30 protein-coding genes are annotated in these 24,214 nt (G+C 45.2%); 26 read left to right on the forward strand and 4 right to left on the reverse strand.

All coding sequences use genetic code 11. The features are described 5' to 3' along the window. Window positions 1-159: 159 nt before the first annotated feature. From WFI24_RS09925 to WFI24_RS09960, 8 genes are all read left to right on the forward strand, one after another. On the forward strand, window positions 160-837 hold the full coding sequence (locus tag WFI24_RS09925) for a response regulator transcription factor (protein WP_336761239.1): 678 nt from the start codon (window positions 160-162) through the stop codon (window positions 835-837). Beyond that, complete coding sequence (locus WFI24_RS09930; RefSeq protein WP_336760350.1) at window positions 834-2,210, forward strand: sensor histidine kinase; 1,377 nt, start codon at window positions 834-836, stop codon at window positions 2,208-2,210. Before WFI24_RS09925 ends, WFI24_RS09930 begins: the two co-directional genes overlap by 4 nt. A 67-nt stretch (window positions 2,211-2,277) precedes the next feature. Next, the gene (locus tag WFI24_RS09935) at window positions 2,278-3,408 is read left to right on the forward strand and encodes an ABC transporter permease (RefSeq protein WP_336760352.1); all 1,131 of its coding nucleotides are present in this window, start codon (window positions 2,278-2,280) and stop codon (window positions 3,406-3,408) included. Further along, window positions 3,405-4,082, forward strand: a complete 678-nt coding sequence (locus WFI24_RS09940) for an ABC transporter ATP-binding protein (RefSeq protein WP_336760354.1) — start codon at window positions 3,405-3,407, stop codon at window positions 4,080-4,082. The genes WFI24_RS09935 and WFI24_RS09940 overlap by 4 nt, the downstream gene beginning before the upstream one ends. Before the next feature lie 133 nt (window positions 4,083-4,215). Further along, window positions 4,216-4,785, forward strand: a complete 570-nt coding sequence (locus WFI24_RS09945; RefSeq protein ID WP_336760356.1) for an NUDIX hydrolase — start codon at window positions 4,216-4,218, stop codon at window positions 4,783-4,785. 45 nt (window positions 4,786-4,830) lie between these two features. Continuing rightward, window positions 4,831-5,343 carry a DUF4275 family protein gene (locus WFI24_RS09950; protein WP_336760358.1) on the forward strand — a complete coding sequence of 171 codons (513 nt, stop codon included), beginning with the start codon at window positions 4,831-4,833 and terminating at the stop codon, window positions 5,341-5,343. A gap of 59 nt (window positions 5,344-5,402) precedes the next feature. Further along, window positions 5,403-5,996, forward strand: a complete 594-nt coding sequence (locus tag WFI24_RS09955; RefSeq protein ID WP_336760360.1) for a DUF4304 domain-containing protein — start codon at window positions 5,403-5,405, stop codon at window positions 5,994-5,996. A 25-nt stretch (window positions 5,997-6,021) separates the two neighbouring features. After that, window positions 6,022-6,315 carry an RNA polymerase alpha subunit C-terminal domain-containing protein gene (locus WFI24_RS09960; RefSeq protein ID WP_221822667.1) on the forward strand — a complete coding sequence of 98 codons (294 nt, stop codon included), beginning with the start codon at window positions 6,022-6,024 and terminating at the stop codon, window positions 6,313-6,315. A 19-nt stretch (window positions 6,316-6,334) separates the two neighbouring features. On the opposite strand, the gene WFI24_RS09965 is transcribed toward WFI24_RS09960, so the two are convergent. After that, window positions 6,335-7,279, reverse strand: a complete 945-nt coding sequence (locus WFI24_RS09965; protein WP_336760363.1) for a hypothetical protein — start codon at window positions 7,277-7,279, stop codon at window positions 6,335-6,337. 354 nt (window positions 7,280-7,633) lie between these two features. On the opposite strand from WFI24_RS09965, the gene WFI24_RS09970 reads away from it, so the two are divergent. From WFI24_RS09970 to WFI24_RS10000, 7 genes are all read left to right on the forward strand, one after another. After that, window positions 7,634-8,140 carry a DUF2569 domain-containing protein gene (locus WFI24_RS09970; protein ID WP_221822669.1) on the forward strand — a complete coding sequence of 169 codons (507 nt, stop codon included), beginning with the start codon at window positions 7,634-7,636 and terminating at the stop codon, window positions 8,138-8,140. 126 nt (window positions 8,141-8,266) lie between these two features. Next, window positions 8,267-8,881 (forward strand): histidine phosphatase family protein, encoded by a 615-nt coding sequence (locus WFI24_RS09975; RefSeq protein WP_336760366.1) that lies wholly within the window; start codon window positions 8,267-8,269, stop codon window positions 8,879-8,881. A gap of 37 nt (window positions 8,882-8,918) precedes the next feature. Then, window positions 8,919-9,578, forward strand: a complete 660-nt coding sequence (locus WFI24_RS09980; RefSeq protein WP_336760368.1) for a pyridoxine/pyridoxamine 5'-phosphate oxidase — start codon at window positions 8,919-8,921, stop codon at window positions 9,576-9,578. An 81-nt stretch (window positions 9,579-9,659) separates the two neighbouring features. After that, the gene (locus WFI24_RS09985; RefSeq protein WP_336760370.1) at window positions 9,660-10,229 is read left to right on the forward strand and encodes a GNAT family N-acetyltransferase; all 570 of its coding nucleotides are present in this window, start codon (window positions 9,660-9,662) and stop codon (window positions 10,227-10,229) included. A 346-nt stretch (window positions 10,230-10,575) separates the two neighbouring features. Then, window positions 10,576-11,532 carry a radical SAM protein gene (locus tag WFI24_RS09990; RefSeq protein ID WP_336760372.1) on the forward strand — a complete coding sequence of 319 codons (957 nt, stop codon included), beginning with the start codon at window positions 10,576-10,578 and terminating at the stop codon, window positions 11,530-11,532. 418 nt (window positions 11,533-11,950) lie between these two features. Next, window positions 11,951-12,964 carry a phosphodiester glycosidase family protein gene (locus WFI24_RS09995; RefSeq protein ID WP_336760373.1) on the forward strand — a complete coding sequence of 338 codons (1,014 nt, stop codon included), beginning with the start codon at window positions 11,951-11,953 and terminating at the stop codon, window positions 12,962-12,964. Beyond that, window positions 12,961-13,974, forward strand: coding sequence for a bifunctional glycosyltransferase family 2/GtrA family protein (locus WFI24_RS10000; RefSeq protein ID WP_336760375.1), 1,014 nt, complete (start codon window positions 12,961-12,963; stop codon window positions 13,972-13,974). The genes WFI24_RS09995 and WFI24_RS10000 overlap by 4 nt, the downstream gene beginning before the upstream one ends. 152 nt (window positions 13,975-14,126) lie before the next feature. On the opposite strand, the gene WFI24_RS10005 is transcribed toward WFI24_RS10000, so the two are convergent. From WFI24_RS10005 to WFI24_RS10015, 3 genes are read right to left on the reverse strand one after another with little or no spacing between them, the layout of a single operon-like run. After that, window positions 14,127-15,581, reverse strand: coding sequence for a PTS transporter subunit EIIC (locus WFI24_RS10005; RefSeq protein ID WP_336760377.1), 1,455 nt, complete (start codon window positions 15,579-15,581; stop codon window positions 14,127-14,129). A gap of 30 nt (window positions 15,582-15,611) precedes the next feature. Next, window positions 15,612-16,118: a PTS sugar transporter subunit IIA gene (locus WFI24_RS10010; protein ID WP_336760379.1), complete on the reverse strand. Its 507-nt coding sequence runs from the start codon at window positions 16,116-16,118 to the stop codon at window positions 15,612-15,614. Then, window positions 16,115-16,999 carry a PRD domain-containing protein gene (locus WFI24_RS10015; protein WP_336760381.1) on the reverse strand — a complete coding sequence of 295 codons (885 nt, stop codon included), beginning with the start codon at window positions 16,997-16,999 and terminating at the stop codon, window positions 16,115-16,117. The genes WFI24_RS10010 and WFI24_RS10015 overlap by 4 nt, the downstream gene beginning before the upstream one ends. A 297-nt stretch (window positions 17,000-17,296) precedes the next feature. On the opposite strand from WFI24_RS10015, the gene WFI24_RS10020 reads away from it, so the two are divergent. The 11 genes from WFI24_RS10020 to WFI24_RS10070 all read left to right on the forward strand — a co-directional run bounded on the left by WFI24_RS10020 (window position 17,297) and on the right by WFI24_RS10070 (window position 24,206). Then, window positions 17,297-18,007, forward strand: a complete 711-nt coding sequence (locus WFI24_RS10020; RefSeq protein WP_336760383.1) for an AAA family ATPase — start codon at window positions 17,297-17,299, stop codon at window positions 18,005-18,007. A gap of 54 nt (window positions 18,008-18,061) precedes the next feature. Next, complete coding sequence (locus WFI24_RS10025; RefSeq protein WP_336760385.1) at window positions 18,062-18,556, forward strand: isochorismatase family protein; 495 nt, start codon at window positions 18,062-18,064, stop codon at window positions 18,554-18,556. A gap of 442 nt (window positions 18,557-18,998) precedes the next feature. Further along, complete coding sequence (locus WFI24_RS10030) at window positions 18,999-19,520, forward strand: GNAT family N-acetyltransferase (protein ID WP_336760387.1); 522 nt, start codon at window positions 18,999-19,001, stop codon at window positions 19,518-19,520. Between the two features lie 24 nt (window positions 19,521-19,544). Beyond that, window positions 19,545-19,958, forward strand: a complete 414-nt coding sequence (locus WFI24_RS10035) for a hypothetical protein (protein ID WP_336760389.1) — start codon at window positions 19,545-19,547, stop codon at window positions 19,956-19,958. A 151-nt stretch (window positions 19,959-20,109) separates the two neighbouring features. After that, on the forward strand, window positions 20,110-20,592 hold the full coding sequence (locus WFI24_RS10040; protein ID WP_336760390.1) for a hypothetical protein: 483 nt from the start codon (window positions 20,110-20,112) through the stop codon (window positions 20,590-20,592). Window positions 20,593-20,663: 71 nt separating this feature from the next. Beyond that, window positions 20,664-21,128 (forward strand): NUDIX domain-containing protein, encoded by a 465-nt coding sequence (locus WFI24_RS10045; RefSeq protein ID WP_336760392.1) that lies wholly within the window; start codon window positions 20,664-20,666, stop codon window positions 21,126-21,128. 40 nt (window positions 21,129-21,168) lie between these two features. Further along, on the forward strand, window positions 21,169-21,549 hold the full coding sequence (locus WFI24_RS10050) for a hypothetical protein (protein WP_336760394.1): 381 nt from the start codon (window positions 21,169-21,171) through the stop codon (window positions 21,547-21,549). Window positions 21,550-21,566: 17 nt separating this feature from the next. Next, window positions 21,567-22,235 carry a hypothetical protein gene (locus tag WFI24_RS10055; protein WP_336760396.1) on the forward strand — a complete coding sequence of 223 codons (669 nt, stop codon included), beginning with the start codon at window positions 21,567-21,569 and terminating at the stop codon, window positions 22,233-22,235. A 455-nt stretch (window positions 22,236-22,690) separates the two neighbouring features. Continuing rightward, window positions 22,691-23,143: a hypothetical protein gene (locus tag WFI24_RS10060; RefSeq protein WP_336760398.1), complete on the forward strand. Its 453-nt coding sequence runs from the start codon at window positions 22,691-22,693 to the stop codon at window positions 23,141-23,143. Window positions 23,144-23,176: 33 nt separating this feature from the next. Next, window positions 23,177-23,680, forward strand: coding sequence for a DUF4188 domain-containing protein (locus WFI24_RS10065; RefSeq protein WP_076209318.1), 504 nt, complete (start codon window positions 23,177-23,179; stop codon window positions 23,678-23,680). Window positions 23,681-23,705: 25 nt separating this feature from the next. After that, on the forward strand, window positions 23,706-24,206 hold the full coding sequence (locus WFI24_RS10070; RefSeq protein ID WP_336760402.1) for a hypothetical protein: 501 nt from the start codon (window positions 23,706-23,708) through the stop codon (window positions 24,204-24,206). Window positions 24,207-24,214: the final 8 nt, after the last annotated feature.

Consider the following 24,214-nt stretch of genomic DNA (forward strand, 5'->3'; position numbering starts at 1 on the left):
TATAGTTGCGCCACATAATAGTGTCAACCAGATTTAAGAAAATATAAACATGTCCAAGGTGTCTCCATGCATGTGCTGGCGAATGAGATTGCTTTTATGCTACCATCTGTGCAGGATCAAAGTGAGATGTACTCGCTACATAGAAGGGCGGACAACGATATGAAACATCTGTTGCTAGCAGACGATGATGCGAATATTCGAGCACTCCTGCGGCATGTCATGACCAAGGAAGGGTATCGGGTTCATGAAGCGCAGGATGGATTGGAAGCGGTCAGACTGATGCAAGAAACGCCGATCGATCTGGCGATCCTCGATGTGATGATGCCGGGCATGGACGGACTGGAGTTATGTGATTTCATTCGGCAGCACTACGATATTCCCATTATGCTACTGACGGCACGTGATCAGCTATCTGATAAGAGAGATGGTTATTTGAAAGGAACGGATGAATATGTGACCAAGCCATTTGAACCGGAAGAGTTAGTCTATCGGGTAAAGGCGTTATTTCGTCGGTACCATCGCACATCCAGCGATATTATCCGTATGAACCGGATCGTCATTGACCGTAACAATGTAGAGGTTACCGATGGGCAATCCATTCTCTTTTTGCCGATGAAAGAATTTGAATTACTCTCACAGCTTGCCCAGTATCCGGGCCGTTTGTTCTCGCGAGATGAACTCATTCGGCTTGTATGGGGGGCAGATTATGAAGGAGATGACCGTACCGTTGATGTACATATCAAGCGGCTACGTGATCGGTTTGCTGATTATACGGATGATTTCGTTATTCAGACTGTCCGGGGCATTGGTTACAAGATGGAGGTGAAAACGCCTTGAGGACCTTGTATGTCCGGGTATTCCTCATTACGGTTGGAGTAATTATGGTCAGTGGCATATTGGGTTTTCTTATGTCGAATATCTACTATCATACGAAGCTCAAGGATTTTAATGATGAGAAGCTGGTAGGTATCGCGACGCAAATGAAGCAATTTGTGGAACAGCAACCCGGCACGATGGAGGATTATCTGAACAATGCCGCCGCACTCGGGTATGAAATCTATGTGACGGATGGAAAAGGCAGCGACCGATTCTATGGCCGCGAATTCCGTGAGAAAGATCTGGACAAGCAAGCTGTAGAACTGGTGCTGAATGGTGAGGTATACCATGGAGTCGCCCAGTTTCCAAGCAAACCGTTTATTACCGGGTTCTTCGATAATCAATTAAGCAATACCGTGGGTGTTCATCTACATTTGGGCAATGCCAATTACGCTCTCTTTATGCGCCCGGATGTAATTCTGCAATTCGGTGAGCTGCGCATCTTTTTTGCATTGATTGGAGCATTGACGATAGGCATTAGTATCCTGATCTTTCTGATCAGTACCCGCTATCTGGTCAATCCCATTGAACGTCTGTCCGAGGCGACCAAGCGCATTGCTCAAGGAAAATATAATCTGAAATTGCCTACCGCAAGGCGGGATGAGATTGGACAACTGGCACAGCATTTCATGACCATGAGTCGTGAATTGGAAAGGGTAGATCAGGCGCGACAGCAGTTTGTATCGAACGTATCCCATGAGATTCAATCACCGCTGACCTCGATTCAGGGTTTTGCCCAATTGGTGGCGGATCGGGATCTGCCTGAACAAGAACGGGAGCACTATGCATCGATCATTGAGGAGGAGAGCCGCCATCTCTCCTTGCTCAGCAAACAACTGCTTCTACTGTCCTCCCTTGAACAAGGCAACGAAGATCTGTCCAAAGTAAAGTTCTCTTTGCGAGATCAATTCCGGCAAGCAGTTCAGGTGCTGCAATGGCAATTGGAAGAAAAAGAACTGTTGCTTCGGATTTCGGTGCCCGAATCCATCCAGCTGATTGGCAATGAAGTGCTGCTCATGCAAGTTTGGATGAATCTACTGGGCAATGCAGTGAATCATCTGCCACAGGGAAGAAGCATCGAGATTCATGCCGAGCAGACAGATAACCAGTGTGTGATTCAGATTCGGGATACAGGAGACGGGATTGCTGCGGAGCATCTGCCTTTCCTGTTTGATCGATTCTATCGGGTGGATCGTGCGAGGGAACGTTCTTCTGGACGAACCGGACTTGGACTTGCCATTGTGCAGAAAATTATCCGAATTCATGACGGTACAATCGAGGTTTCCAGTTCACCTGAGGGTACGGTCTTTATCGTGACACTTCCGCAGATGTAATCTGTTATTCATTTGCCGTTCATTTTCGCCTCCTATACTTGGGTTATCAAGAGGGAGGTCACAGAACATGTACTTGGCTATTCGGGAAATGAGGTATGCCAAAGGGCGGTATGCCTTAATTGCTACAATCATGGTGCTGGTTTCATTTCTGGTACTGTTTGTTACAGGTCTTGCACAGGGGCTCGCTTATGATAACGCAGCTTCGGTCAAAAATATGGCAGCAACCCACTTTGTGTTGGAGCAGGATTCGAATCATCGGTTTACCCGGTCACAAGTGGATCAGGATCAACTTAATCAAGCTCGCTCCGTAGTGGGGCAAGAGAACGCTGAGCCACTCGGTGTGAAAATGACAACCGTCAGTCCAACCGGCGACACAAAAAAGATCGATGTCACGTTGTTCATGGTTAATCCGGAAGGTTGGCTTGCTCCAACCGTTACCGAAGGGTCTCCGATTACGGATCAGACGAACGGGCAGGTTGTGGTGGACCATAAGCTGTCTGAATCTGGTGTCACAATTGGCACCGTCTTGGTCGATCAAGCTTCGGGAGCGGAGTGGACCGTTGGTGGATTTGTACAAAATGAATCATTCAGTCACTCCCCAGTAGTGTTCTTGAATGAACAGGAATGGCTTACGCTTCAAGGAGGTTCACGAACTTCGCAAGGTTCAGCCGACACCAATGCTAATGCTCCGATATACAATGCCATTGCGATCAAAGGTGCAGGCGAGCAGGTGGACGAACTTAGTACTGCATTACCTAATACGGAAGTTATTACGAAGTCGGATGCCGTATCGGCCATTCCTGGATATAAGGAAGAGCAGGGATCGTTGCTCATGATGATCGCTTTTCTATATGTTATTTCGGCGTTTGTGCTTGCGGTATTCTTCTATGTCATTACAATTCAGAAAACGAGTCAATTCGGTATATTGAAAGCCATCGGAACCCGGAATGCTTATCTGGCGGGTAGTGTTTCGTTACAAGTCTTGGTCCTGTCGGTAGGCAGTCTGGTGATTAGCGTACTATTGGTTCGACTGTTCGAGTCTATCTTGCCAGCATCGATGCCGTTTCAATTAGGCTTATCCACCCTCGCGCTGACCTGTGTGTTATTCATACTCATGTCTGTGGCGGGTTCATTATTCTCTGTGTGGAAGGTTACCAAAATTGATGCACTTGATGCGATTGGGAGGACTGCAGCATGAGAAACCGATTGGTATTGCAGGGAATTACACAGACCTTTGAAGATGGCGGCAGCAAACGCACGATTTTGGACAAACTAGACCTTGAGGTAACAGAAGGGGAACTTGTCGCTGTAATGGGGCCTTCCGGCTCGGGTAAAAGCACATTCCTGTCCATTGCTGGCGCACTTCTTGAACCTACGGAGGGGCAGGTTTTACTGGATGGGGCTTCTATTATGGGCAAAAGCAAACAGGATATATCCGATATGCGGCTTCAGCAGCTTGGTTTTATATTTCAAAGTGCCAACCTCATTCCGTATTTGAAAGTAGAAGAGCAACTCATGGTGGTTGCGAAGCTCGCCGGAACGGATAAAAACAAGGCGGAGAAGAGAGTGGATGAGCTATTAGACACGGTGGGGTTGACCCATCGACGGAAGGCATATGCGGAGAAGCTGTCTGGTGGGGAACGACAGCGGGTCGCCATTGCAAGGGCGTTGATGAATGATCCCGCTGTTCTGCTCGCGGATGAACCGACAGCTAGCCTGGATGCGGAGCGTGGGCTGGATATTGTGGGCATGATTGCACGGCTCGTAAAAGAGCAGGGCAAGAGTGCAGTGATGGTTACGCATGATGAGCGGATTTTGCCGCTCTGTAGCCGGGTTCTTTTTTTGGAAAAGGGGAAGCTGGTGCAGCATTAGAAGGAGCATGGTCTGAGAGTCTGGAGAGAACACTGATCCAAGGCTTAAGGGCAGAGAGTATAAGATGAGGGTCACATATTCCCGGTGGGAAGGTGGCCTTCTTTCTGTGTTTTCGACTATAATTGGAAGAATAGTGGAATTAGATAGAGAGGATCGGGTGCGGATGAGCAGCTTGAGTGCGGAATTATTTCCGGCGTTGAGTACGTCGATTCATTGGGGAATTATTGAGGCAGAGTTCAGATTAAACGACATTGTGGATGAAACGTTGGTGAGCAATATTAGCATCATTCCGTTTGTCGGGGATCAATGTGTTGTATTCCAACTGGATAATGGAGCTTGGGAGCTTCCTGGGGGTACGCTTGAAGCGGGTGAGCATTACATGGATGGACTGAAGCGCGAATTGATGGAGGAACTTGGGGCTGAAATGCGGTCCTATCAGATTTTTGGCCAATTCTATTGCACATCCAGTGCGTTGGAACCGTATCGACCGCATATCCCGCATCCCCATTTTGTACGAATCATCGGATATGGAGACGTTGAACTTGTTGGTGATCCGCTGAATCCGGAGGATGGAGAGCAGGTGGTTGCGGTGGAAGTGGTAGAGATTGATGAGGCGATCCGAAGATTCCAGGAACAGAACAGATATGACATTGCGGAGATGTACAAACTGGCTTATGTACTGCGAGATGAAGCGAAACAGTGAGAGGTGATGGTTAGGTATTCTAATTCCAGATAGCCTACGGAGGTAATGATGGTTCGAGATAAAATTAATGAGTTGCTGGATACTTTACCCGAATTGGAACTGAACCGAGCATATTGGGGGATTGAGCGTATCCATCAGGAATATATGTTCAAGAAGAACTTGCAGGATAAGGGAGTTATCGTGTCCGAACTGTACGACGAATCCGAAGGGATTGTACAGCAATGGGACAGCGTATTTGCCCATAATATCGATGATGTGGTCAAAGAGTCTATCCATTATAGCCAGTATAAGTGGCATTTGTTCAGTTATGAACAACAGAAATGTCGGACACATGATGAAGCACGAGATGCTTTCAATGCCGAGCCGAAAGATGAAGTATATGTGATGTATGAAAGTGGTGGTTGGGTGCTTTTATACGAAAACGCGAATCGGATTATTGCAGCGGATTTTGATTCGGAGCAGGATATCTACATATTCAACAGAGGGTTTACATGGACGTACGTGCATACACACGAATCCATGTGTGGTCCTTATTTTTATAAAATAGAACAAGCATGATTCTGAACAAAAAAGGGTAACAACGAATTAAATAAACTTTGCCTTGGGAGTGATATCTAATGCAGGAACTTTTTAAGAAGATCATCAGTACAGAAGTCAAACCCGTATTTGCCAAACACGGCTATTCGAAGAAAAATCTGAATTTCTACAAAGCGGATGGAAACCTCGCATATAAGTTCAACATTCAAAGAGCAAAGTATAACACCAGTAGTCAAGTCCAGTTTTATGTTAATTGTGGTGTTCATTCCAACGAACTTGCGGAGTTGCATTCCGTTGGATTGAATGGAGACATATTGGAGTTCGTATCTCATTTCACCTGCCGAATCAGAGAAATAGCCCCTGCCGCTCCGGCCCACTATACCTTAACGCCTGATATCGATCCAGACGCTTTATCGAAAGAACTGGTGTCACATTTGGAAGAGGGCATGTCATTCCTACACTCGCTAACAGGGGCCAGAGATATAGTCCATTATTATATGGACAAGACAGCGCTACATTTAAGCGAAGTAACCTTCCGCTTCCTGCTAAAAGCCGGCGATACGGAAGAAGCCAAGCATTATTTACAGCAGCTGCACGCCAAATACGGAGCCGAAAAGCGCTGGACGATATTAGAAAAGAAATATGCAGCCGTTTTTGCCGAGTACGGAATGTAATCTTTGATTCAGGAGTGATGCCCATATGGCCAACGATAAAGGAACACTCAGAACATGCGAACAAGGACATTCGTATTATAAAAAAAGTGATTGCCTAACCTGTCCGACGTGCGAAGCTGAACGTAAACCGACAGAAGGATTTCTAGCCTTGCTGTCAGCTCCCGCCAGACGTGCCTTGGAGAATGAAGGCATTACGACACTACTGCAACTTGCGGATTACACAGAGAAAGAAATCCTGAAACTGCACGGAATCGGACCATCTGCCATGCCTAAACTTCGAAACGCATTGGAAGAAGAGGGATTGTCTTTTAAGAAATAACCCTCTTCATGTGGTTTCACTAATCCAAACCAGAAGCAGAAGTAATCTCCTCCATCGTTACCCGATACAACAAGTTACCTTCACTAAGTAGCAGACGATGTTGACGAAAATCCTGCCGTGCCTGCTTGAAGGGCTGATCATCTTCATTTAATAAATCAATCTTCTGCCCCTTGCTTAATCTTCCGGGCTTCTCCAATTTCTTAAGCACAAACGTCCCATGTTTACCGTACCCGCCATCGAACAAGTAATGATAACCATCTGTACTGAAGCCTGAGGAACCGGAGATGTTCGGGTTCATGAATTTAACGTTGGCTTCGCTGGTGCCCCCTGTGATACAACCCAGTTCAAAATCGGTATAGAAGTAGAACCAGACCTGGTTATCATTTACGACATTGAGTGCGTAACAATCCGCAATGTCTGCTGCATGGTTTTCGTACACTTTATTACCGTGCTTATCCCAGGCCAACAGACCGCTTGATCCAACCGGATTGCTCCATCCGTAGTTACCAAATATCCCTTCATCAAAGTAGCTGGTCCAAATCGTTCCCTTCTCTGTGACCTGTACACTCTGAATACCGTCTCCCAGCAGAAACTCGCGAATTGTATTTCCGTCTAAATCACACACTTTGGCGTTTAGATCATACTTTTCATTCCCGTAATTGGCACATCGTGCTCCGACGAGCAGCAGATGATCATGCAATGGTTGTACGTAATGATAATTGAACGTCTGTCCCCAGATGACAACTTCCTCGATATTTTGATCTGTCACAATGAGAACTTTGTACGTATAGCTTTGCTTCAATTTACTCTGAACGAACATACCTCGTTTTCTTTCGGGGATCTGATTCATCAGCAGCACATAGACAAGGCCATCACCGCCCCACTGGGTGGAAACGATATCGAAGCCCTCGACATAATTTGAAATGTCGGCGAAAGGCAAAAGTTTTACTTTGGGATTGGGCATATCCATATCCTCCTTCGTAGTCGAATACAGTGTCACCATCTGCATCTGTATAAGAGGATTATGACGTACGTGTACTTTGCTGAACATGGCGGAAGTATAGCGAAAGCCTTATTTGGTTTTTACTGTATGAGTATGATTTGAAATGGCTGCTTCGTCCTTGACATATGTAGTACAATAAGGAAGTTGTGTAAAATTCCATATAATAGGAAGGCGGAGAGATCGCTATAAGGAGAGTATGAAAATACATACAACGCACGTGAAGTAAGGGGTGAGAATCACCCATAGGTTCAATGTGTAATATTAAGATGAAGACTCATCTCAGAAAAACAAAACTGGCTAAGGAAGTGTTACGAAATGGAACCACATATTCAAGAGCAAAAGGCAGATTACCGTCCACTAGGCGTCTCGGGATTGGGTGGTTGGCTTATTCTCATCCAGATTGGATTATTTCTAACGGTAATACTGCTTGTAGTGCAATTATTTCAACAGATAATACCCACATTCACAACGGAGACTTGGGAAATGCTAACCTCCAAACAATCGGACTACTATCACCCGTTATGGGGTCCGGTACTTATTTTTGAGATGGTGTACAATACGCTGTTTTTATTATTCAGCGTCTACACAATTTTTGCGTTTTATAGCAAGAAGGCAATATTACCCCGTCTGATGATCATATTCTATGGTCTCAGTCTAGCTGTTGGTATCATTGATTACCTATTATTACTCCAGATTCCGTTAGCAAAAGAATTGGAAGATGGAAGCTCGATCAGAGAAATTGCTAAATCTGTAATCACTTGTGCCATCTGGATTCCTTATTTTATCAAATCAGAGCGAGTTCATAACACATTTGTGAGATAAATGGTAAGCAGGAAATACTCGTTCTTGGATAGAAGCTATCTGAGGTCGGGTTTATTTTATATATGCCGGGCTGTCATACAGTGTAAAGGATATTGTTCATTATAGAAGTGAAAAGGAGGAGAGATCTTGAAAATTTACCTCGTAAGGCATGGGATGGATGAGGGAGGGTATCGAGGCGGATGGAGCGATCGTGGACTTACGGAGCAGGGAATCAATCAATCCAGGAAATTGGGAGAGCATTTGCATCATCATGCTGAGGAGTACAACATACATACGATTATTAGCAGTGATCTGCCTCGTGCAGTGCAGACTACACGGGAAATGGAGAAGAGATTAAACATGCAGGCTAGCCTAATGAAAGATTGGCGGGAGATGAATAACGGAGATTTGGCAGGCATGCTCCATAAGGATGCTGAGGAGCATTACCCAGGGATTTATTTCAATACTCTTGAGATGGACTCCCCGTTTCCGGGAGGAGAAAGCCCAAGGGATTTTTATAGCCGGATAAGTACAGCTTTCGAGAGTCTATTCAGGGGTTTAGAGGAGAAAACAGTAGAGTCCAATGTTCTATTAATTACTCACGGCGGAGTGATTAATATTCTGTATTATCTGCTTGAGAAGAATGAATGGAGCAATAAGTCCAGCTTCTATCCCATGGACAACACCAGTGTACATACCGTTGAAAAGGGAAGGCATGGTTGGAAACTTAGCAGCGTAAATGTGTTAAGTCATCTAGATTAGTTGTTTTTCCATGTTAAAGAGAAGATGGAGCGATGACATGAGTGATAAACCCATTGAACTGCTACAACGTTTGAAGTCTTTATCCGGCCCATTTCCAACGTGGGATATGGGGCAGTTACCGGATCGGCCCGGGAAGCTATTTTTGGAGTGGTTGAGATTGGCGGTTGAGAATGAAGTGAAAGAACCTCATGCCATGACGATTTCAACCGTGGATCAAGACGGTTATCCTGATGCGAGAGTATTGATTTTGAAAAACGTAATCGACGAAACGTTTTATTTTGCCTCCAGTTCGGAGAGTCGCAAAGGGCAGCAGTTGAAGGAGAATCCTCATGTCGCTCTGACATTCTACTGGCCTTCCCTTGGAAGACAGATTCGGATAAGGGGAATTGCCGAGGATAGGGGAGATGAAGCGGGCGCTGATGATTTCCGCAAACGTTCAGCTGGAGCAAGAGCAGTTGCTATGACAGGGCATCAGAGTGAGGTTTTGGATAGCGAGGAATTACTGAATAGTTCCATTAAAGCTCAGAAAGAAAAGATAAGACGTGACCCTAGTGTTGTTACACCTCATTGGCGTTTATATGCCGTGAATGCACAAGAGGTGGAGTTTTGGCAGGGAGATTCGGAGCGCAAGCATGTACGAGTTCAATATGTAAAGCAAGATGGGCAGCAGTGGAAGACACTCAAATTGTGGCCTTGATTTTACAACAGATGAGCTAGGTAATACGGACCGAACCGCTGTGTGTTTCTTTTTCCTAACAATCTGAGGGAGGATAAATCTATGAAAACGATTGAAAGCTTCTTCGAACCATTTCCGATATTAGAAACCGAACGAACGCTGCTCCGACCGCTTAGCTATGATGATCTGGAGGATATGTACAGCTACTGCGCTGTACCTGCTGTCTCGGAGTTCACCACCTGGGACGCGCATCAGAGCAAAGAAGACACCAAAGCTTTTTTAGATTTTGTCATGAGTCGGTATGAGGCGGATCTGATAGGCCCATGGGGGATTGAAGATAAACAAACGAAGAGGCTGATTGGTAGTTGTAACTATTTAGGGTGTGATAGCGATAACAGGAGAGTTGAGCTGGGATATGTGTTATCTGACCAATATTGGAATCAAGGCATCATGACCGAAGTCGTGAAACGAATTATCCAATTTGGGTTTGACGAAGTGGGGCTTGAGCGAATCCAAGCCAGATGTTTGGTGAATAACACAGGCTCTGCCAAGGTCATGGAGAAGGCAGGCATGCAATTTGAAGGTATGCTAAGGAAATACATGAAGGTAAAAAATGAGCTTCAGGATCTGAAGATGTATGCTATCGTAAAAGAAGACTTCTACTCGTGTTAAATAAAGAACGTGTTATTGAAAAGTCGTGTGTCATTTATCATGCTGGAGAGCCATGGATTTTCCTATAATCCTGAATTTATCAGTGTACACAATAAAAGCAGAAGTAAGAAAGAGCTTGAATTGCTGCATCAAAAGGTCAAAGGTATCGTATTTTATATTGTCTAATTCATAATTCAATAATCATATGCCAAGCTTTGGCCCATTCCCGATCATTAAAGAAATGGGTTTTGTTTTTGTTTTCAGCAACCAACGTACATAATGTCATATCGTCAACCTGGTGCCATCCGCTATAATCTTCAAGTTATCCAAATGTGGATTGAATGAAGGAACCAGGAGGTACAACGAATTGATAGCCAAAAACAGATATAAATCACTCGAACTGGAGACCCTCGGCGTATATGAGCTGGAAGGGCTTGAGGTGGGAGTGACATCGAACTGCAATTATAAATGCGACTATTGCTGCGCCTACAATCGGGATGATGGAGCGTGCATCAATAGTCAGGAAGTTATCCGTATTATTAGTGAGCTTCCTCGTCTCAAGAGAGTGCGATTGTCAGGGGGAGAAGTTACTCTGAAATATCAGGATTGCCTGGAGATTGTGACGTACTGTGCGGCACATGGCATCGATACACAATTGAACAGTAATGCCAGCCTGCTGACAGAAGAACGGATTCTTGCGTTGCGTGATGCTGGCTTGTCCAATATTCATATCTCGTTCAATTATACAGATGCGGAGGCCTATGCTGCGTACTACCGTGTGCATCCTCGCATGTATGAGAGACTGGAGCAGAATATCCGTTTGTGTACGGAAGCCGGTCTGGAGACGGTATTGGAAACGTTACTGTTTGAAGGTAACCAGGCGAACATGCAGGCCATTAGCGATAAGGTGTATGATCTGGGTGTGCGCATCCATGAGATCCAGAACAGCATTAAGATGCCACATACGGATTGGAGTCAGATTGTATCCAGAGAGTCGCTTATTCGATCTGTAACGGAGCTGATTGAACATAAAAAGCCGGATACAACGCTCTATTTTACCTGTATGGATCGGTTTGCTGAACAGTTGAATTTGCGCTCTCAACCTGGGGTGTATTTCTCTAATTGTGTGGATGGGACGAAACAGCTGCACTTGCACGGCAACGGGGATATTCTTATCTGTGAGTTATGCCACCCTGTTGTGATAGGTAACATCTATAATGGAACGTCGTTGAAGGATATCTACGCTCAGCAGCCACCGGCGTTAACAGAATTCCTGGAAAAGCGGCCTTGTCCCGCGTACGATGCTCTTTTTGTAGACGCATAACAGGAAGACCTGTTGAAGATATGTGATATGTATGTTGAACGAAATATGTACACGGTAATAGTGACCTTTAAGGTTGTATAGATTGAAATCAAGGTGATCTGATTTCCTCAATGGGAAAACGGATGGCCTTTTTTGCATTTACACAATAACGGAGAGGACAGAAAAAACCTGAAAAAGCGAAGCGTTCGCCTGAAAGCTTTCTGAGAGAAAGCTGCATCGGAAGCATACGCTATCCCCGGATTTTCCCCTCTAGAAAAGGGAATCAAAAAAATCTGGGGGTAACAGCGATTGGAAGGTTGTTCTGTCATCGGAGTGGCTAGTGTAAATAATCTTTAGTCCAATTGATATGGTTTCAGATTCATTTAAGCTACTCAGCCTAATATGGCCTTAAGAACTTAGATGAAGAGGTGAGCTTCACATGATGAAGATCTATGAGAAACCAACCCGGAAAGAACCACATAAACGACCGATCTCTCCAAGAAAGCGCCAATGGCTCATCATCTCACTTGTCATCGTGCTTGCGGTAGGTGGAATCCTGTACAGCCTTGCGGACCGTTACCTGATCCGGCATGTGCAGGTGGTTGTAGCAGATGAGAACACGGCAACGACAGCAGCGGGCAACGTCAATGATTCCAGCAGTACTTCGACCATTACGACTGAAGTGAATGCAACGTCAGATGATTGGAATTACTCGAGTGATGATATGAAGGTCAGTATTGAAAAGGTACAGACCGGTTCTGGCTCAGATCAGATTACGTATTATGTCGCCGATGTTCAGCTAACAGACACAAGCAGCCTGCGAACCGCGCTGGCGGACAATAGTTTTGGAACGAACATTACCGAAAATACGTCAGAGATTGCTGCTGCAAATCATGCGATCTTTGCCATTAATGGTGACTACTACGGATTCCGTGAAGATGGTGTCATTATCCGAAATGGGACTTTGTATCGAGACAGTCCGACGCGGGACGCACTTGCCCTGTTCAACGACGGTACGATGAAAACATATAACGAGAACGAGATTTCTTCCTCGGAACTGCTGGCCGAAGGTGCAACCAATACACTATCCTTTGGACCGATCCTGATTCAGAATGGCGAGATCGTCAGTGATTTTAGCAGTGTGAAAATCGATAACAACTTCGGTAACCGATCCATCCAGGATGCGAATCCAAGAACAGCGATCGGCATGATTGCTCCGAATCATTATGTCTTCATGGTGGTGGACGGACGGCAGGATGACAGCCGTGGTATGACCTTGGCAGAACTGGCCGATGTCATGAAAGGCCTCGGAGCAACCGAAGCCTACAATCTGGACGGTGGCGGTTCATCCACGATGTATTTTATGGGCAGAGTCGTCAATAACCCGCTGGGGCGTAGCCAGGAACGTGGCGTAAGTGACATTCTATATCTGACGGAGGGACAAGGATCATGACGATATTAATTCCATCATATGAACCCGATGTACGTTTACTGAATCTCGTTATGCAACTGCAAACATTTAAACTTGGTCCCATTGTGATTGTGAATGATGGCAGTGGCCCAGGGTATCGTGGGATTTTTGAAACGGCAGAAGCCTATGGCTGTACGATCCTCACACATCCCGTCAATCTGGGCAAGGGAAGGGCCTTGAAGACTGGCTTTCAGTATATTAAAGAGTATGGACCTCAGGGTGGTGTGGTGTGCGCAGACAGTGACGGACAGCATCTGCCACATGATATTAAGCGTATCTTCGAAGTGCTTCTCGCACAAGCGACACCAGGAATTGTACTCGGCAGCCGTCGCTTCAGCGGGAAAATCCCAGCACGCAGCCGTTTTGGCAACACAATCACACGGGCGGTCTTTTCCCTCACAACAGGTACCCAAGTATATGACACACAGACGGGTCTACGCGGTTTTCCATACTCCATGCTGGACTGGCTGAACCAGATTCCCGGGGATCGGTTTGAATACGAGATGAACATGCTGTTAACGGCACACAAGGAAGGGTATGAGATTACGGAGGAGTTTATTGATACGGTATATCTGGATCACAATGAGTCGTCTCATTTTCGTCCGCTGGTGGATTCATTCCGGATCTATATGCCAATCCTGATGTTCAGCACATCTTCGGTGCTGTCCGCTCTGATTGATTTTGGATTACTGTTCATTATCCAGTATTTCACGCATAATCTGTTTTTGTCGGTTGTTGCGGCAAGACTATGCAGCTCCATCTTCAACTATACGATTAATCGGAAGTACGTATTCTCTGCTGGACAGGCCTCGAAGGTTCGGCAGTCTTTGCCCAAATACTTCTCACTTGTTCTACTGGTGCTGCTATTAAACTACGGTTTATTGTATTTTTATAATGAAAAACTGATTATCCCGCTGCTCGCAGCCAAGCTGTTGACCGAGGTATCCATATTCCTGTTCAGCTATTGGGCGCAGCGCAGATTTGTCTATTAACACAGAGAGAGTGGGCATATAGCTTGCTCTCTTACTTTCAATCAAAACCGTTTCAAAAGAATATCCTGTACTTCTTGGTTAACAAAAAAGGTCGAGAACAGGGGTAAGCATACCCTTGCTCTCGGCCTTTTAAACTCACAGGAGAACGAGCGTTACATCAGCTTCTTAATCTCATCCTTGAGGATTTCGGACTGGGTGCCGAAGATGACCTGCACAGCTCCACCACCGAGCCTCATGACACCGGAAGCGCCAAGCTGTTTGAGCGCCCGATCGTTGACGGCTTTGTCGTCCCTGACAACTAGCCGGAGGCGAGTGATGCAGGCGTCAATGCTCTCGATATTATCTGTTCCCCCGATCTCGGCGAGCACTTTGCCAGCCTTGGTGTCGGCAGACGCTGCCATGGCTGAAGTATTAGTGGGGGTATCGGCATCATAAGTGTCATCCTCGCGCCCCGGCGTTTTCAGGTTGAACTTGATAATCATGAACCGGAACAGGAAATAATAGACGACCGCAAATGCGAGTCCGACCGGGATCATGAGCAGCGGATTGGTCGACAGCTTCATGTTCACGAGGTAATCGATCAGACCTGCCGAGAAGGCGAAGCCCAGCTTAACATTCAGCAGGTACATGATCAGGGCCGCCGCACCGGTAAGAATAGCGTGCACCACATACAGCAGAGGCGCCGCGAACATGAAGGAGAACTCGAGCGGCTCGGTAATACCCGTTAAGAACGAAGCCACCGCTGCGCCGATAAAGATCGAAGCGACCATTTTGCGCTTTTCAGGCCGGGCTGTATGAATCAAGGCTAGCGCCGCCGCCGGAAGAGCGAACATCATAATCGGGAAGAAGCCAGACATGAACATGCCTGCTGTAGGATCTCCGTTGAAGAAGCGGGTCAGGTCGCCGTGCACGACTTCCCCGGCTGCATTGGTATAATCTCCGATCTGGAACCAGGCGATGGAGTTGAGGACATGATGCAGACCGAGCGGGATGAGCAGGCGGTTGGCGATCATAAACACCATGGAGCCAACGCCGCCAAAACCTACAATCCAGGCGCCAAAAGCGCCGATGGCATCCTGAATCGGGCTCCAGACCATGCCGAACAGGATGGCCAACACCAGCATGGAGCCGGCGGTGACCATCGGCACAAAGCGTTTGCCGGAGAAGAAGCCGAGCCAGTCAGGAAGCTTGATATTATGGTATTTTTTATACATATAGGCTGCAAGCAGTCCGGCAAATATCCCGCCCAATACGCCCATATCCAGCTTGACATCGTCAGGAATATAGCCGAATACACCTGGAACGGCTCCCAGAATCCGCGTCAGCACCATATAAGCGATCAGGGCGGAAAGCGCGGCGACCGCATCCCCCGCCAGTCCGATTGCCACCCCAATGGCGAAGATGAGCGCAAGGTTGCCGAAGATCGCCCCCGCTCCCTCATTCAGGAATGGAACTACATACTGATTAAGAAATCCCCCGATCACGGGACCGAGCGGAATGTCCTTTTCATAATTAAGAAGACCGAGGCCTTGAAGAATACCTGCCGCAGGCAGGGTTGCTACAGGAAGCATCAGGGATTTCCCCAGCTTTTGCAGTGATTTCAGCATATTGTTCTTCCTTTCTTTTTTTGATTTAGGTTATTTGGACAAGCTGACTTTCATGATAGTTCCCTTGCCTGCTTCTACGCTGCCATACTCCGGGTGCGACTCCCACGGCTGTTCTGCCGCATTCGCAACGATGACAGGGGTGATGACCGGATAACCGGCCGAAGTGATCGCATTCAGGTCAAATTCAATCAGGGTCTGACCGATAGTGACCTGATCCCCGGTCTGCACTTGGGGGGTGAAGCCCTGTCCTTTCAGGCTGACAGTATTCATACCGATATGCAGCAGCAGCTGCAGCCCGGAAGCATGCTCAATCATTACGGCATGGTGCGATTTGATCAGGTGCACCACAGTGCCGTCGATAGGGGCGACCAGCCTGCCCTCCTGGGGAATCATTGCAACTCCCGGTCCCATAAGTCCTTGCGCGAACGCTTCGTCAGGCACTTCTTCCAAACTGACGCAGGTTCCGGTGAGCGGGGAGGCGACGGATATTGTTTCAGATGTTTTGGCAGATTTGTTGTTTTTCCATTTCCAGATCATTGTGTGTTGTCCTTTCTGTTGTTGGTTTTGGCATGGGTTTGAAAAAGCCGGTATAAATGCATTGCGAGAAAAGCCGTTTCTTCCTCGGGTACTTCTGTACCCAAATCCTCGGCCATTACAGCGCTCAGTTTTCTGGCCAGCTGGTATTCGGACGGATATTCATTTTTCACATATTGTGCGAAGGTGGGGGCCGTCATCGACTGCTGATACAGGCGTTCCATGGAGAAGCGCAGGTGTATCATGAGTCTTGCCTGGCTAAGGCTGCCCTGATCAAAGCGAACGCCGCCCTCCTCTTCAATAATCGACTGAAGCTTGCTGATCACATTGGATACCTTAACCAACTGTCCGACAGGGACGTGATTTACGGAGGAGTACACATGGTAAGTCAGGAACCCGGCCTCATCCTCCGGTACCTCTACGCCAAAGGCCTCTCCGATCATGGCCGCCGCTTCCGAGGCGATTTCGAATTCTTTCGGAAAGCTGAGCTTTGTCTCCGTAAGGAAGGGATTCAGAATCTCCATCCCGTTGCGGATACGATATAAGGTGAACTGAATATGACTCGGAAGAGCAAGGTAGATCTTGTCATTCAGCTTGCCGGGAAACTGATCAGCGATGAGGTGGATAATTCGGTCAGAGATGTCGATGACATTGGGATCCAAGTCTTTCATCAGCTCCTGAGCCTGCCCCCATTCCTCCCGGTCTTCCAGCCGGAACCTTTTCTCAATCCGCGGATCATCGGACTGAATGGTGCTTTCCACCTTGAACGCAAATCCCAACCCTTTGCCAATCAGTACGTACTCCTTGGTATTCTGGTGCGACCGGGCCAGAACAATATTGCTGCCGACGACCCGCTCCACCTGCAGAATCATTCCTTTACTCACGGTTCACCGCCTCCTCGTTTCTAAAGTTAACGCTTTCATGCCGCCGGAACGCAAAAAGAGCCAAGAAGCGAGTATAGTCTCATGTTCGCTTCTTGGCTCATGCCCTCTGGGGTGGTAACACGCCAATTCATTTTATGTTTTTATCAGAACGTTCTTCCTACATAATATATAAGCTGATCTGTCACCGTCAACCATAATTTTGTCATCCACCTGTTCGTCGTTTAATATAGGGAATGTGTAAACGAAAAGGTACCTGTCATAGATGGAGCCAAATCTAACATGAATAGGAGTATGCCTATGTATCTTCGAAGTGTGGAACTCTTGTCGTCTAAGATCGAGAATCGGGACCTATATCCTTTTGACATCCCCTCGATCCGGTCCTTGGAACGGTTGGAGCTCACGAATAACGTTACTTTTTTTGTAGGTGAAAATGGTTCAGGGAAATCTACGCTGCTGGAAGGCATTGCTCATCAATGTGGATTCAATACCGCAGGGGGCGGCAGGAATAATACCTATGAGACACATGCTTCGGAATCCTCGCTCGGGAATTATCTCAGGCTGGCCTGGTTGCCCAAAATAACGAATGGCTTCTTCATGCGCTCTGAATCGTTCTATCAATTCGCATCGCATGTCGATGAGATGCCGGCATCGCTTCCATATTATGGCGGGCGTTCATTGCATGAACAATCGCATGGGGAGTCTTTTCTCAGTCTGTTCGTCAACCGCTTCAGTTCCAAAGGCATCTATCTGCTCGACGAGCCCGAAGCCGCATTGTCCCCAGCAAGGCAGCTCTCTTTATTGCGGATTCTTCATGATCTGTCAGGCACTTCACAATTCATTATTGCGACGCACTCACCTATTCTGCTCGGGTATCCGGGGGCGGAGATTTTAAGTTTTGACGATAACCATATTCAAAAGGTAGTCTATGAGGATACCGATCACTACCAGATTACCCGCAGCTTTCTGGAAAACCGTGACCGGATGCTGAATGAATTGTTTAAAGACTAAATTGAATTTTGTGATACCAAGATTAAAACTACATTTTGTATGAGGAGAGATTGGATGAAAGTAGGATTCATAATCATTGATATGCAAGAGAGTATTGTGCGGAAAAAGATGGATCAGAGCTCGATAGACCATGCTTGCGAGTACATTAACCATGTAGCTAACGTGCTGCGCTTGAATGATCATGTGGTCGTTCACGTCCAGGATGTGGAGGGCATGGAGGAGACACCACCGGAAGAATATCGTATTATTCCCGAGGTAGATGTGAATGAGAAGGATATCTTAGTTACCAAGGAAGCTTCCAATGCTTTCTGGCAGACGAACCTGGAGCAGGTGATGAAGAGTCACGGAATTGAATTAGTGATTATTGCCGGGTTTGCCGCAGAGGAATGTGTTCTATTCACCTACAACGGTGCGATGGAGCGAGGTTTCCGGCCGGTGATGTTGCAAAACGGAATTCTCAGCACTCATCATGAAGCGGTAACTTCAACGTACAGAGATCGCAATGTGATCTCATATCCTGTGGTTGATTATCTATATAAGTTCAACTAAAGAGGTTTACACTGAGCACTCCAATGACAGAACAACCTTCCGATCGCTGTTATCCCCAGATTTTTTTGATTCCCTTTTTAAAGGGAAAATCCGGTGATAAAGGCGAACGCTCCGCTTCTTCAGGTTATTTCTGTCCTCTCCGTTTTTGTGTAAAAAGTTTAGTTGAACCTATATAATTCAATAATTATTAGCTAAGTGCTAATGGATACTTGGTGAAAAGTGAAAATAAGACCAATAATCGGACTCTGTATGGAGTCTTTTTTTTGCACAAATGTACATCTCACTCGAGAGTTAAGGTTACTTCACGATTTAAATCAAACTTTGCCTATATCTGCCGTGTTTGAAACGATATATTGAGATCAGATTACAGCAAGTGCGCTATAGACATTGGTAAGGTCTTGTATGGATCACTAACTAACTAATTAACTAAGGGAGATGTGCAATGAAGATGAACGTACAAATCACGAGTATTTTGGCAGAACAGAAGGAACTGTTCCTCAACCTGTATAACTTGTATTTATATGACCTGTCCGAATTTTCGGGTGAGGATCTGCTGGAGGCGGGCACATATGATCCAACGAATACGTATCTCTATCTGGAACGCGATGAATTACATCCATTTTTGATTCAATATGATGGGGAAGTTATTGGATTCGTGTTGGTGTGCTCGCCCCCATATGTGCCAGAAGCTGTGGATTACACGGTGCAGGAGCTGTTCCTGATCAAAAAGTATCGCGGACAGGGGCTAGCAGCACAAGCGATTGACTTGGTGTTTGCTCAATTTCGGGGTACATTCAAAGTGGGACAGCTCGCTAACAATGCGGCAGCTGTTTCGTTCTGGAAAAGATATTATGAGCAACATCAGATTGAATATACTGAGTCTGAATATAACATTGAGATTGACAACATCGCTGGCAGCCACCGGATTTTGTCTCAGACTTTTGTGCGTGAAAGAGAGAAATAATATTTAAATTAGAAGGTGATTAGTATGTTCATTATCTTAGTAACCAAGGGGAGTATGAAGTGGGTCTCAGGTGTATTTCAGGCAGAAGAGGTAGCTAGAAAGTATATGGATCTCATACCTGATGAGCTTAAGGTGTACCAGGAATTGATTCAGATCGAGAACATCACATATCCTTTTTATATTATAGAGCGTCAGGATTCTCCATTTAGGTTTCTTGGTAAAGATGAAGTGATTTCACTTTTTGATAAAACAGATGTGTCAGAGGATGAAGATGAGGTGCACTTCAATATCTACACGATTGATTCAGATTATAGACCGAAGAAACCAGGTACAGATTATATGGGTATATTGCGGCATGCTCATGTGACCAATGACGTTATAGAGAAGTACCGAGAAGAAGGAACATCATTTCTGAATAACGAAGATTTTTTAATATAACGAATGTATTATCAAGATTTTATTTGCTTCTCCTGAGTTAGGAGGTGGATAGGATCTTTTTCAATTTCCATTTACCAATACATGGGTTATGATGAATTAAGAGGATTGAACAGATATTGAAGCATGGGTAAGTGTAACGGAGGTGCGGGTGTTGCCGAAGCATCATTTTGTTATCGAAAACAAATCGCAAGTAGACGGGAATATTCATACCTCCTACTCATGGGATTCAAAAGGGAGAATACATCGAAGTGGATTAACCACAGAGAATCATGCGACCTTGGAAGACGAATTCATTGCGTACATCTATGATTCCCTTTGCTGGTTGGATACATGGAATCCATCTACCTGTATGAGATGTAGTGGACTGAACAACTATGGAATAACCGTTATTGAAGAGCAGGATGCTTTGTTGAAGTTTCATCAACTGATTCGAGCCTGGATGGATCTATTTAGCCATGCGACGGATCCGATCGTTCTTACAGGGAATTACAGCATTGCTGGAGGCGAACAGAAGGGCTACTACGAGAAACTCGTATACAACAAAGTCGAAATAATCAACGAATTAAACAAGCTTGCGAACATGGCAAAGTACGCTGAGGTAAATGGGAAATGCATTGTGCATTTTGGGATATAAATCAATAGAGAAGTTTCCTGATAAAAATTATGATCTGTTGAGAAGCAACCTAACAGAAAGGAGCAAGAGTAATGACTAGTCGTATTGTAGTTACGGGTGGAGCTATTATTCGAGATCATATGGGGAGGGTTCTGCTGCAAAAGAGATCAGATTATGGAGATTGGGGGTTACCCGGTGGAGGTATGGAGCCAGGTGAACGAATTGAAGAAACCATGATTAGAGAAGTGAAAGAGGAAACAGGGCTTGAGGTGAGTTCTTATGAATTGGCCTCCATATACACGGGCGAGAGGATGCACTATACGTATCCGGATGGAAATGAAGTAGTATTTGTAATGTTTTTATTTGACGTTATTGCGGAGTTGGAAGGAAAACTCTGTGATGATCAGGTAACTCTTTTATTTGAAGATGAACAAAAGGAGTCATTACAGCTTGTTTTTAAAAGTCTGGATGAGATTGATATTTCCACAATTAACAATGTGCAGAAGCCTATATTTTTAGACTTGAAGCAAGGAGAGTCTAAATTGCTACGCGAGTGACAGCATTAATAGAATAGCTCAAAATGAATAGAGGTAGATCATGATGAAAAACATGGACTTAATTCAACCTTTTATTCCAGCATTTTCTGTTCAAAATTTGGAGTGGGTTGCTGGGTTGAATCTGTATATAAAACAAGACAAATATTATGACAATATTTCGATAGCAGATATTACATTTTTAATGAAATACTCCAATGTTACATATGAATTACTTTTTAGATTCACCAATATTGAAAGTTTTCATTATAAGCCTCATGGTGTTTTAGTTAAGATAATTGGGTTTAATATTAAAGATTTAAAAGATCACGGATATCATCCGATGAAATATTTCGTTGAGGACTACGAGAACGGAATATTAGGATTTTATTGTGAGGATATTGAATTGATTCATGTACAAGAGAGTGAGCACTTAGCTTTGTAAATCATAGAACATCATAGTTGAGCCTTTTAATAAAGAAAGGAGTTTTTATATTGCCTTGGCCGATGGTTCATTTTGCAATTGCATCCGAATTGATATCCAAGCCATCCCCTGAGTTGTTACTGGGAAGCCTCGCTCCTGATTCCATTCACGTAAGAACTAATCTTCGTACTGAGAAGGCAAAAACCCACCTCATGCCAGAGGCAGGAAGGTTCGCAACAGACGAAGAACTTAAAGAATTTTTTGAGTCCAACAAGAAGTTAGCTTATAGGGATCCCAAATTCATGCAATATCTGTGCGGATACATCGCCCATATCTATACGGATCGCGTGTGGACTTTCGATATTTATCCTGCATATGAAGTCCACCCCAATGGAAGAAGCGTGTATACACAGGATGTCACGAAGCTGGAGTTTATGATTCTACGGAATTGGAACGGGGCCCATGAATGTTTAAATGAGCTGAACGTGGGAAAAGCATATGGTTTAGGTGGATTGCTGGAATCTGAGGTGTATCAGTATAGGGAAGAGAAGCTTGAGTTTTTAGCTAATCCTGACAACGAAACCTTAGGTGACTTAAATATTTTATCCATGGAAGCTATGGACAAGTTCATACATACAACAGGATTAGCGCTAAAACAATTGTATACAGAATGGAATGTGTATAAAGATTTACGCAGCAGTGTGTAAGTAAGGGAGGGATTTACCTGAAGGTATACAGGAAAAAAGTCCGCAAAATTGTAGTGAATGATACACTGTTCTTATATGTTGTGGATGAGCAAGCATACGATATTGTTATTCGGATTTATTCCAATACACATAAATCTACATTTATAGAGTTCGATGTTGCTTGGGAAGATACATGGGATATATTTGTCTATGAACCAAAACTGATATCCAACCTTATTCAATATGCTATAAAACAAGAGTGGGACTACCAAGAGAAGAATAACAAAATGAAATTTAACAATGCGACCAGCATTGTAAGAATTCTAATGGCAGAGAAACAAACACGATCATAAGGAACTTGAACACAAATTGAAAGCAGGTCTACTGCTCTACAACTCAAATTAGAAGATATATGTACTGAAAGGCATAATTTCCAGTTAATCTTGCATCATAGAATCACATAAAGGAGGAAGGACATGGACATCGTTATGACGCTTGAACCGCACGGATGGCTGGATATCCTGGTTAAACCTAATCAAGGAGGACAGATAGAGATTCCGGTTTCTTTTTTGTCGGATGCGGTTGAGGAGATAGCACGTCAATTCGTTGCGTTGCACAAGGGAGCCACAGAGGTAACCATGACCATGCAGACCGAACCTGGAGAATATCGTTTCTGGATCAAGAAACGTTCACAGGTAATCGTTCAATTTATGGTGTATGAGATGAGTGATAACTTTAGCACGGAAGCCGTTACAGAGGGCCGTTTACTTATGTCCGAGGAGTTAACCTTGGTCAAGTTGACTAAGCTGTTCTACAGAGAGCTAAGCAAATTGAAGGAAATGGGACTGGAGGAATATCACAAACGGTGGAGTTTTGATTTTCCTCTGGATGCCTATGAGCGGATAGGAAGGGTTGTCCAGATCCGATGAAATCGATTGTTTTTGTCGAGAAGGAGGGGTGATGTGGCAAACATATATAAGGGAAGATATTCAGCTCAAATTGAGGGAGAATTTGTTGTGTTTATCATCGGAATGAGGGTCAATCGTTTGTGGGCTATACACAAATGGCTGCCTGTCTTTAAGTCCATGGGCCCGATGATTAAAGAACTGTATACGAATCCGGAGACCGGATTTCTGAGTACAGAGTATTTTATAAGCTGGCGCGGGGTGACGTTACTACAATACTGGCGCTCTTACGATGAATTGGAGAAATACGCACGAGGTGGACTGCACTTGGAAGCTTGGAAAAGATTCAACCGCTCCATTGGTTCCGATGGAACTGTGGGGATCTACCATGAGACATACAAAGCTCAGTCAGGTTCCTTCGAGACCATATATGCCAATATGCCAAAGTTCGGATTAGCTAAAGCGTCTGAACATGTGCCAGCGACAGGCAGGATGGAAACATCCAGACGCAGAATGGGCGGAGAGAATGACCCGGCAGTGGAAGCACCAGAGAATCCTTAAAGCGTTGAACAGAGAGGGGAATGTTATGAAGGCTAGAGTGCGAGCAGAAGATATACATTCAAAGCAACTTAGCTGGTTGTGTATTGAACCCATGCTTGTTTCTGTACGGGGCAGAGATATGGCGGCCAAAACAGAGATATACCGACAGTTAAATGAAGGGCAACAAGCCTTATTTCTGTTCTATTCCTATCATAATCACACAAAGAGTCTGGCAGAATTTTATTGGTTTTCGGCGTATAACATCATCGAGATCAAGAGTTGGAATGGGATTAAAAAAGGGATGCACTTTTTTCATTTAGATGAGATGGTGACTGTATTGGACCAGATTGAAAGTCTCATTACGGACAAAAATAAAGTGGGTGAAGAGTGGCGTGAGGTGTTAGCAACGGATCTGGAGAAGGACCCGATGTTACTCCAGAGAACAGAGGCATTGTATGCTGCATATCAGACTGCGGCAGAAGCAGCTATAACACACATGAACAAGATGATCCTGCAAAATCAGGAGATGTATCTGGAGGTTGAGTAGGTTAAGGC

The organism is Paenibacillus sp. USHLN196, from assembly GCF_037144955.1.
Taxonomy (GTDB): Bacteria; Bacillota; Bacilli; order Paenibacillales; family Paenibacillaceae; genus Paenibacillus; species Paenibacillus xylanexedens_C.

Coding starts and splice junctions, on each gene's coding strand:
- WFI24_RS09925 (WP_336761239.1), top strand. CDS start 160: ATGAAACATCTGTTGCTAGCAGACGATGATGCGAATATTCGAGCACTC.
- WFI24_RS09935 (WP_336760352.1), top strand. CDS start 2,278: ATGTACTTGGCTATTCGGGAAATGAGGTATGCCAAAGGGCGGTATGCC.
- WFI24_RS09940 (WP_336760354.1), top strand. CDS start 3,405: ATGAGAAACCGATTGGTATTGCAGGGAATTACACAGACCTTTGAAGAT.
- WFI24_RS09950 (WP_336760358.1), top strand. CDS start 4,831: ATGATGGTTCGAGATAAAATTAATGAGTTGCTGGATACTTTACCCGAA.
- WFI24_RS09955 (WP_336760360.1), top strand. CDS start 5,403: ATGCAGGAACTTTTTAAGAAGATCATCAGTACAGAAGTCAAACCCGTA.
- WFI24_RS09960 (WP_221822667.1), top strand. CDS start 6,022: ATGGCCAACGATAAAGGAACACTCAGAACATGCGAACAAGGACATTCG.
- WFI24_RS09965 (WP_336760363.1), bottom strand. CDS start 7,279: ATGCCCAATCCCAAAGTAAAACTTTTGCCTTTCGCCGACATTTCAAAT.
- WFI24_RS09970 (WP_221822669.1), top strand. CDS start 7,634: ATGGAACCACATATTCAAGAGCAAAAGGCAGATTACCGTCCACTAGGC.
- WFI24_RS09980 (WP_336760368.1), top strand. CDS start 8,919: ATGAGTGATAAACCCATTGAACTGCTACAACGTTTGAAGTCTTTATCC.
- WFI24_RS09985 (WP_336760370.1), top strand. CDS start 9,660: ATGAAAACGATTGAAAGCTTCTTCGAACCATTTCCGATATTAGAAACC.
- WFI24_RS09995 (WP_336760373.1), top strand. CDS start 11,951: ATGATGAAGATCTATGAGAAACCAACCCGGAAAGAACCACATAAACGA.
- WFI24_RS10000 (WP_336760375.1), top strand. CDS start 12,961: ATGACGATATTAATTCCATCATATGAACCCGATGTACGTTTACTGAAT.
- WFI24_RS10005 (WP_336760377.1), bottom strand. CDS start 15,581: ATGCTGAAATCACTGCAAAAGCTGGGGAAATCCCTGATGCTTCCTGTA.
- WFI24_RS10010 (WP_336760379.1), bottom strand. CDS start 16,118: ATGATCTGGAAATGGAAAAACAACAAATCTGCCAAAACATCTGAAACA.
- WFI24_RS10020 (WP_336760383.1), top strand. CDS start 17,297: ATGTATCTTCGAAGTGTGGAACTCTTGTCGTCTAAGATCGAGAATCGG.
- WFI24_RS10025 (WP_336760385.1), top strand. CDS start 18,062: ATGAAAGTAGGATTCATAATCATTGATATGCAAGAGAGTATTGTGCGG.
- WFI24_RS10030 (WP_336760387.1), top strand. CDS start 18,999: ATGAAGATGAACGTACAAATCACGAGTATTTTGGCAGAACAGAAGGAA.
- WFI24_RS10035 (WP_336760389.1), top strand. CDS start 19,545: ATGTTCATTATCTTAGTAACCAAGGGGAGTATGAAGTGGGTCTCAGGT.
- WFI24_RS10045 (WP_336760392.1), top strand. CDS start 20,664: ATGACTAGTCGTATTGTAGTTACGGGTGGAGCTATTATTCGAGATCAT.
- WFI24_RS10050 (WP_336760394.1), top strand. CDS start 21,169: ATGATGAAAAACATGGACTTAATTCAACCTTTTATTCCAGCATTTTCT.
- WFI24_RS10060 (WP_336760398.1), top strand. CDS start 22,691: ATGGACATCGTTATGACGCTTGAACCGCACGGATGGCTGGATATCCTG.
- WFI24_RS10070 (WP_336760402.1), top strand. CDS start 23,706: ATGAAGGCTAGAGTGCGAGCAGAAGATATACATTCAAAGCAACTTAGC.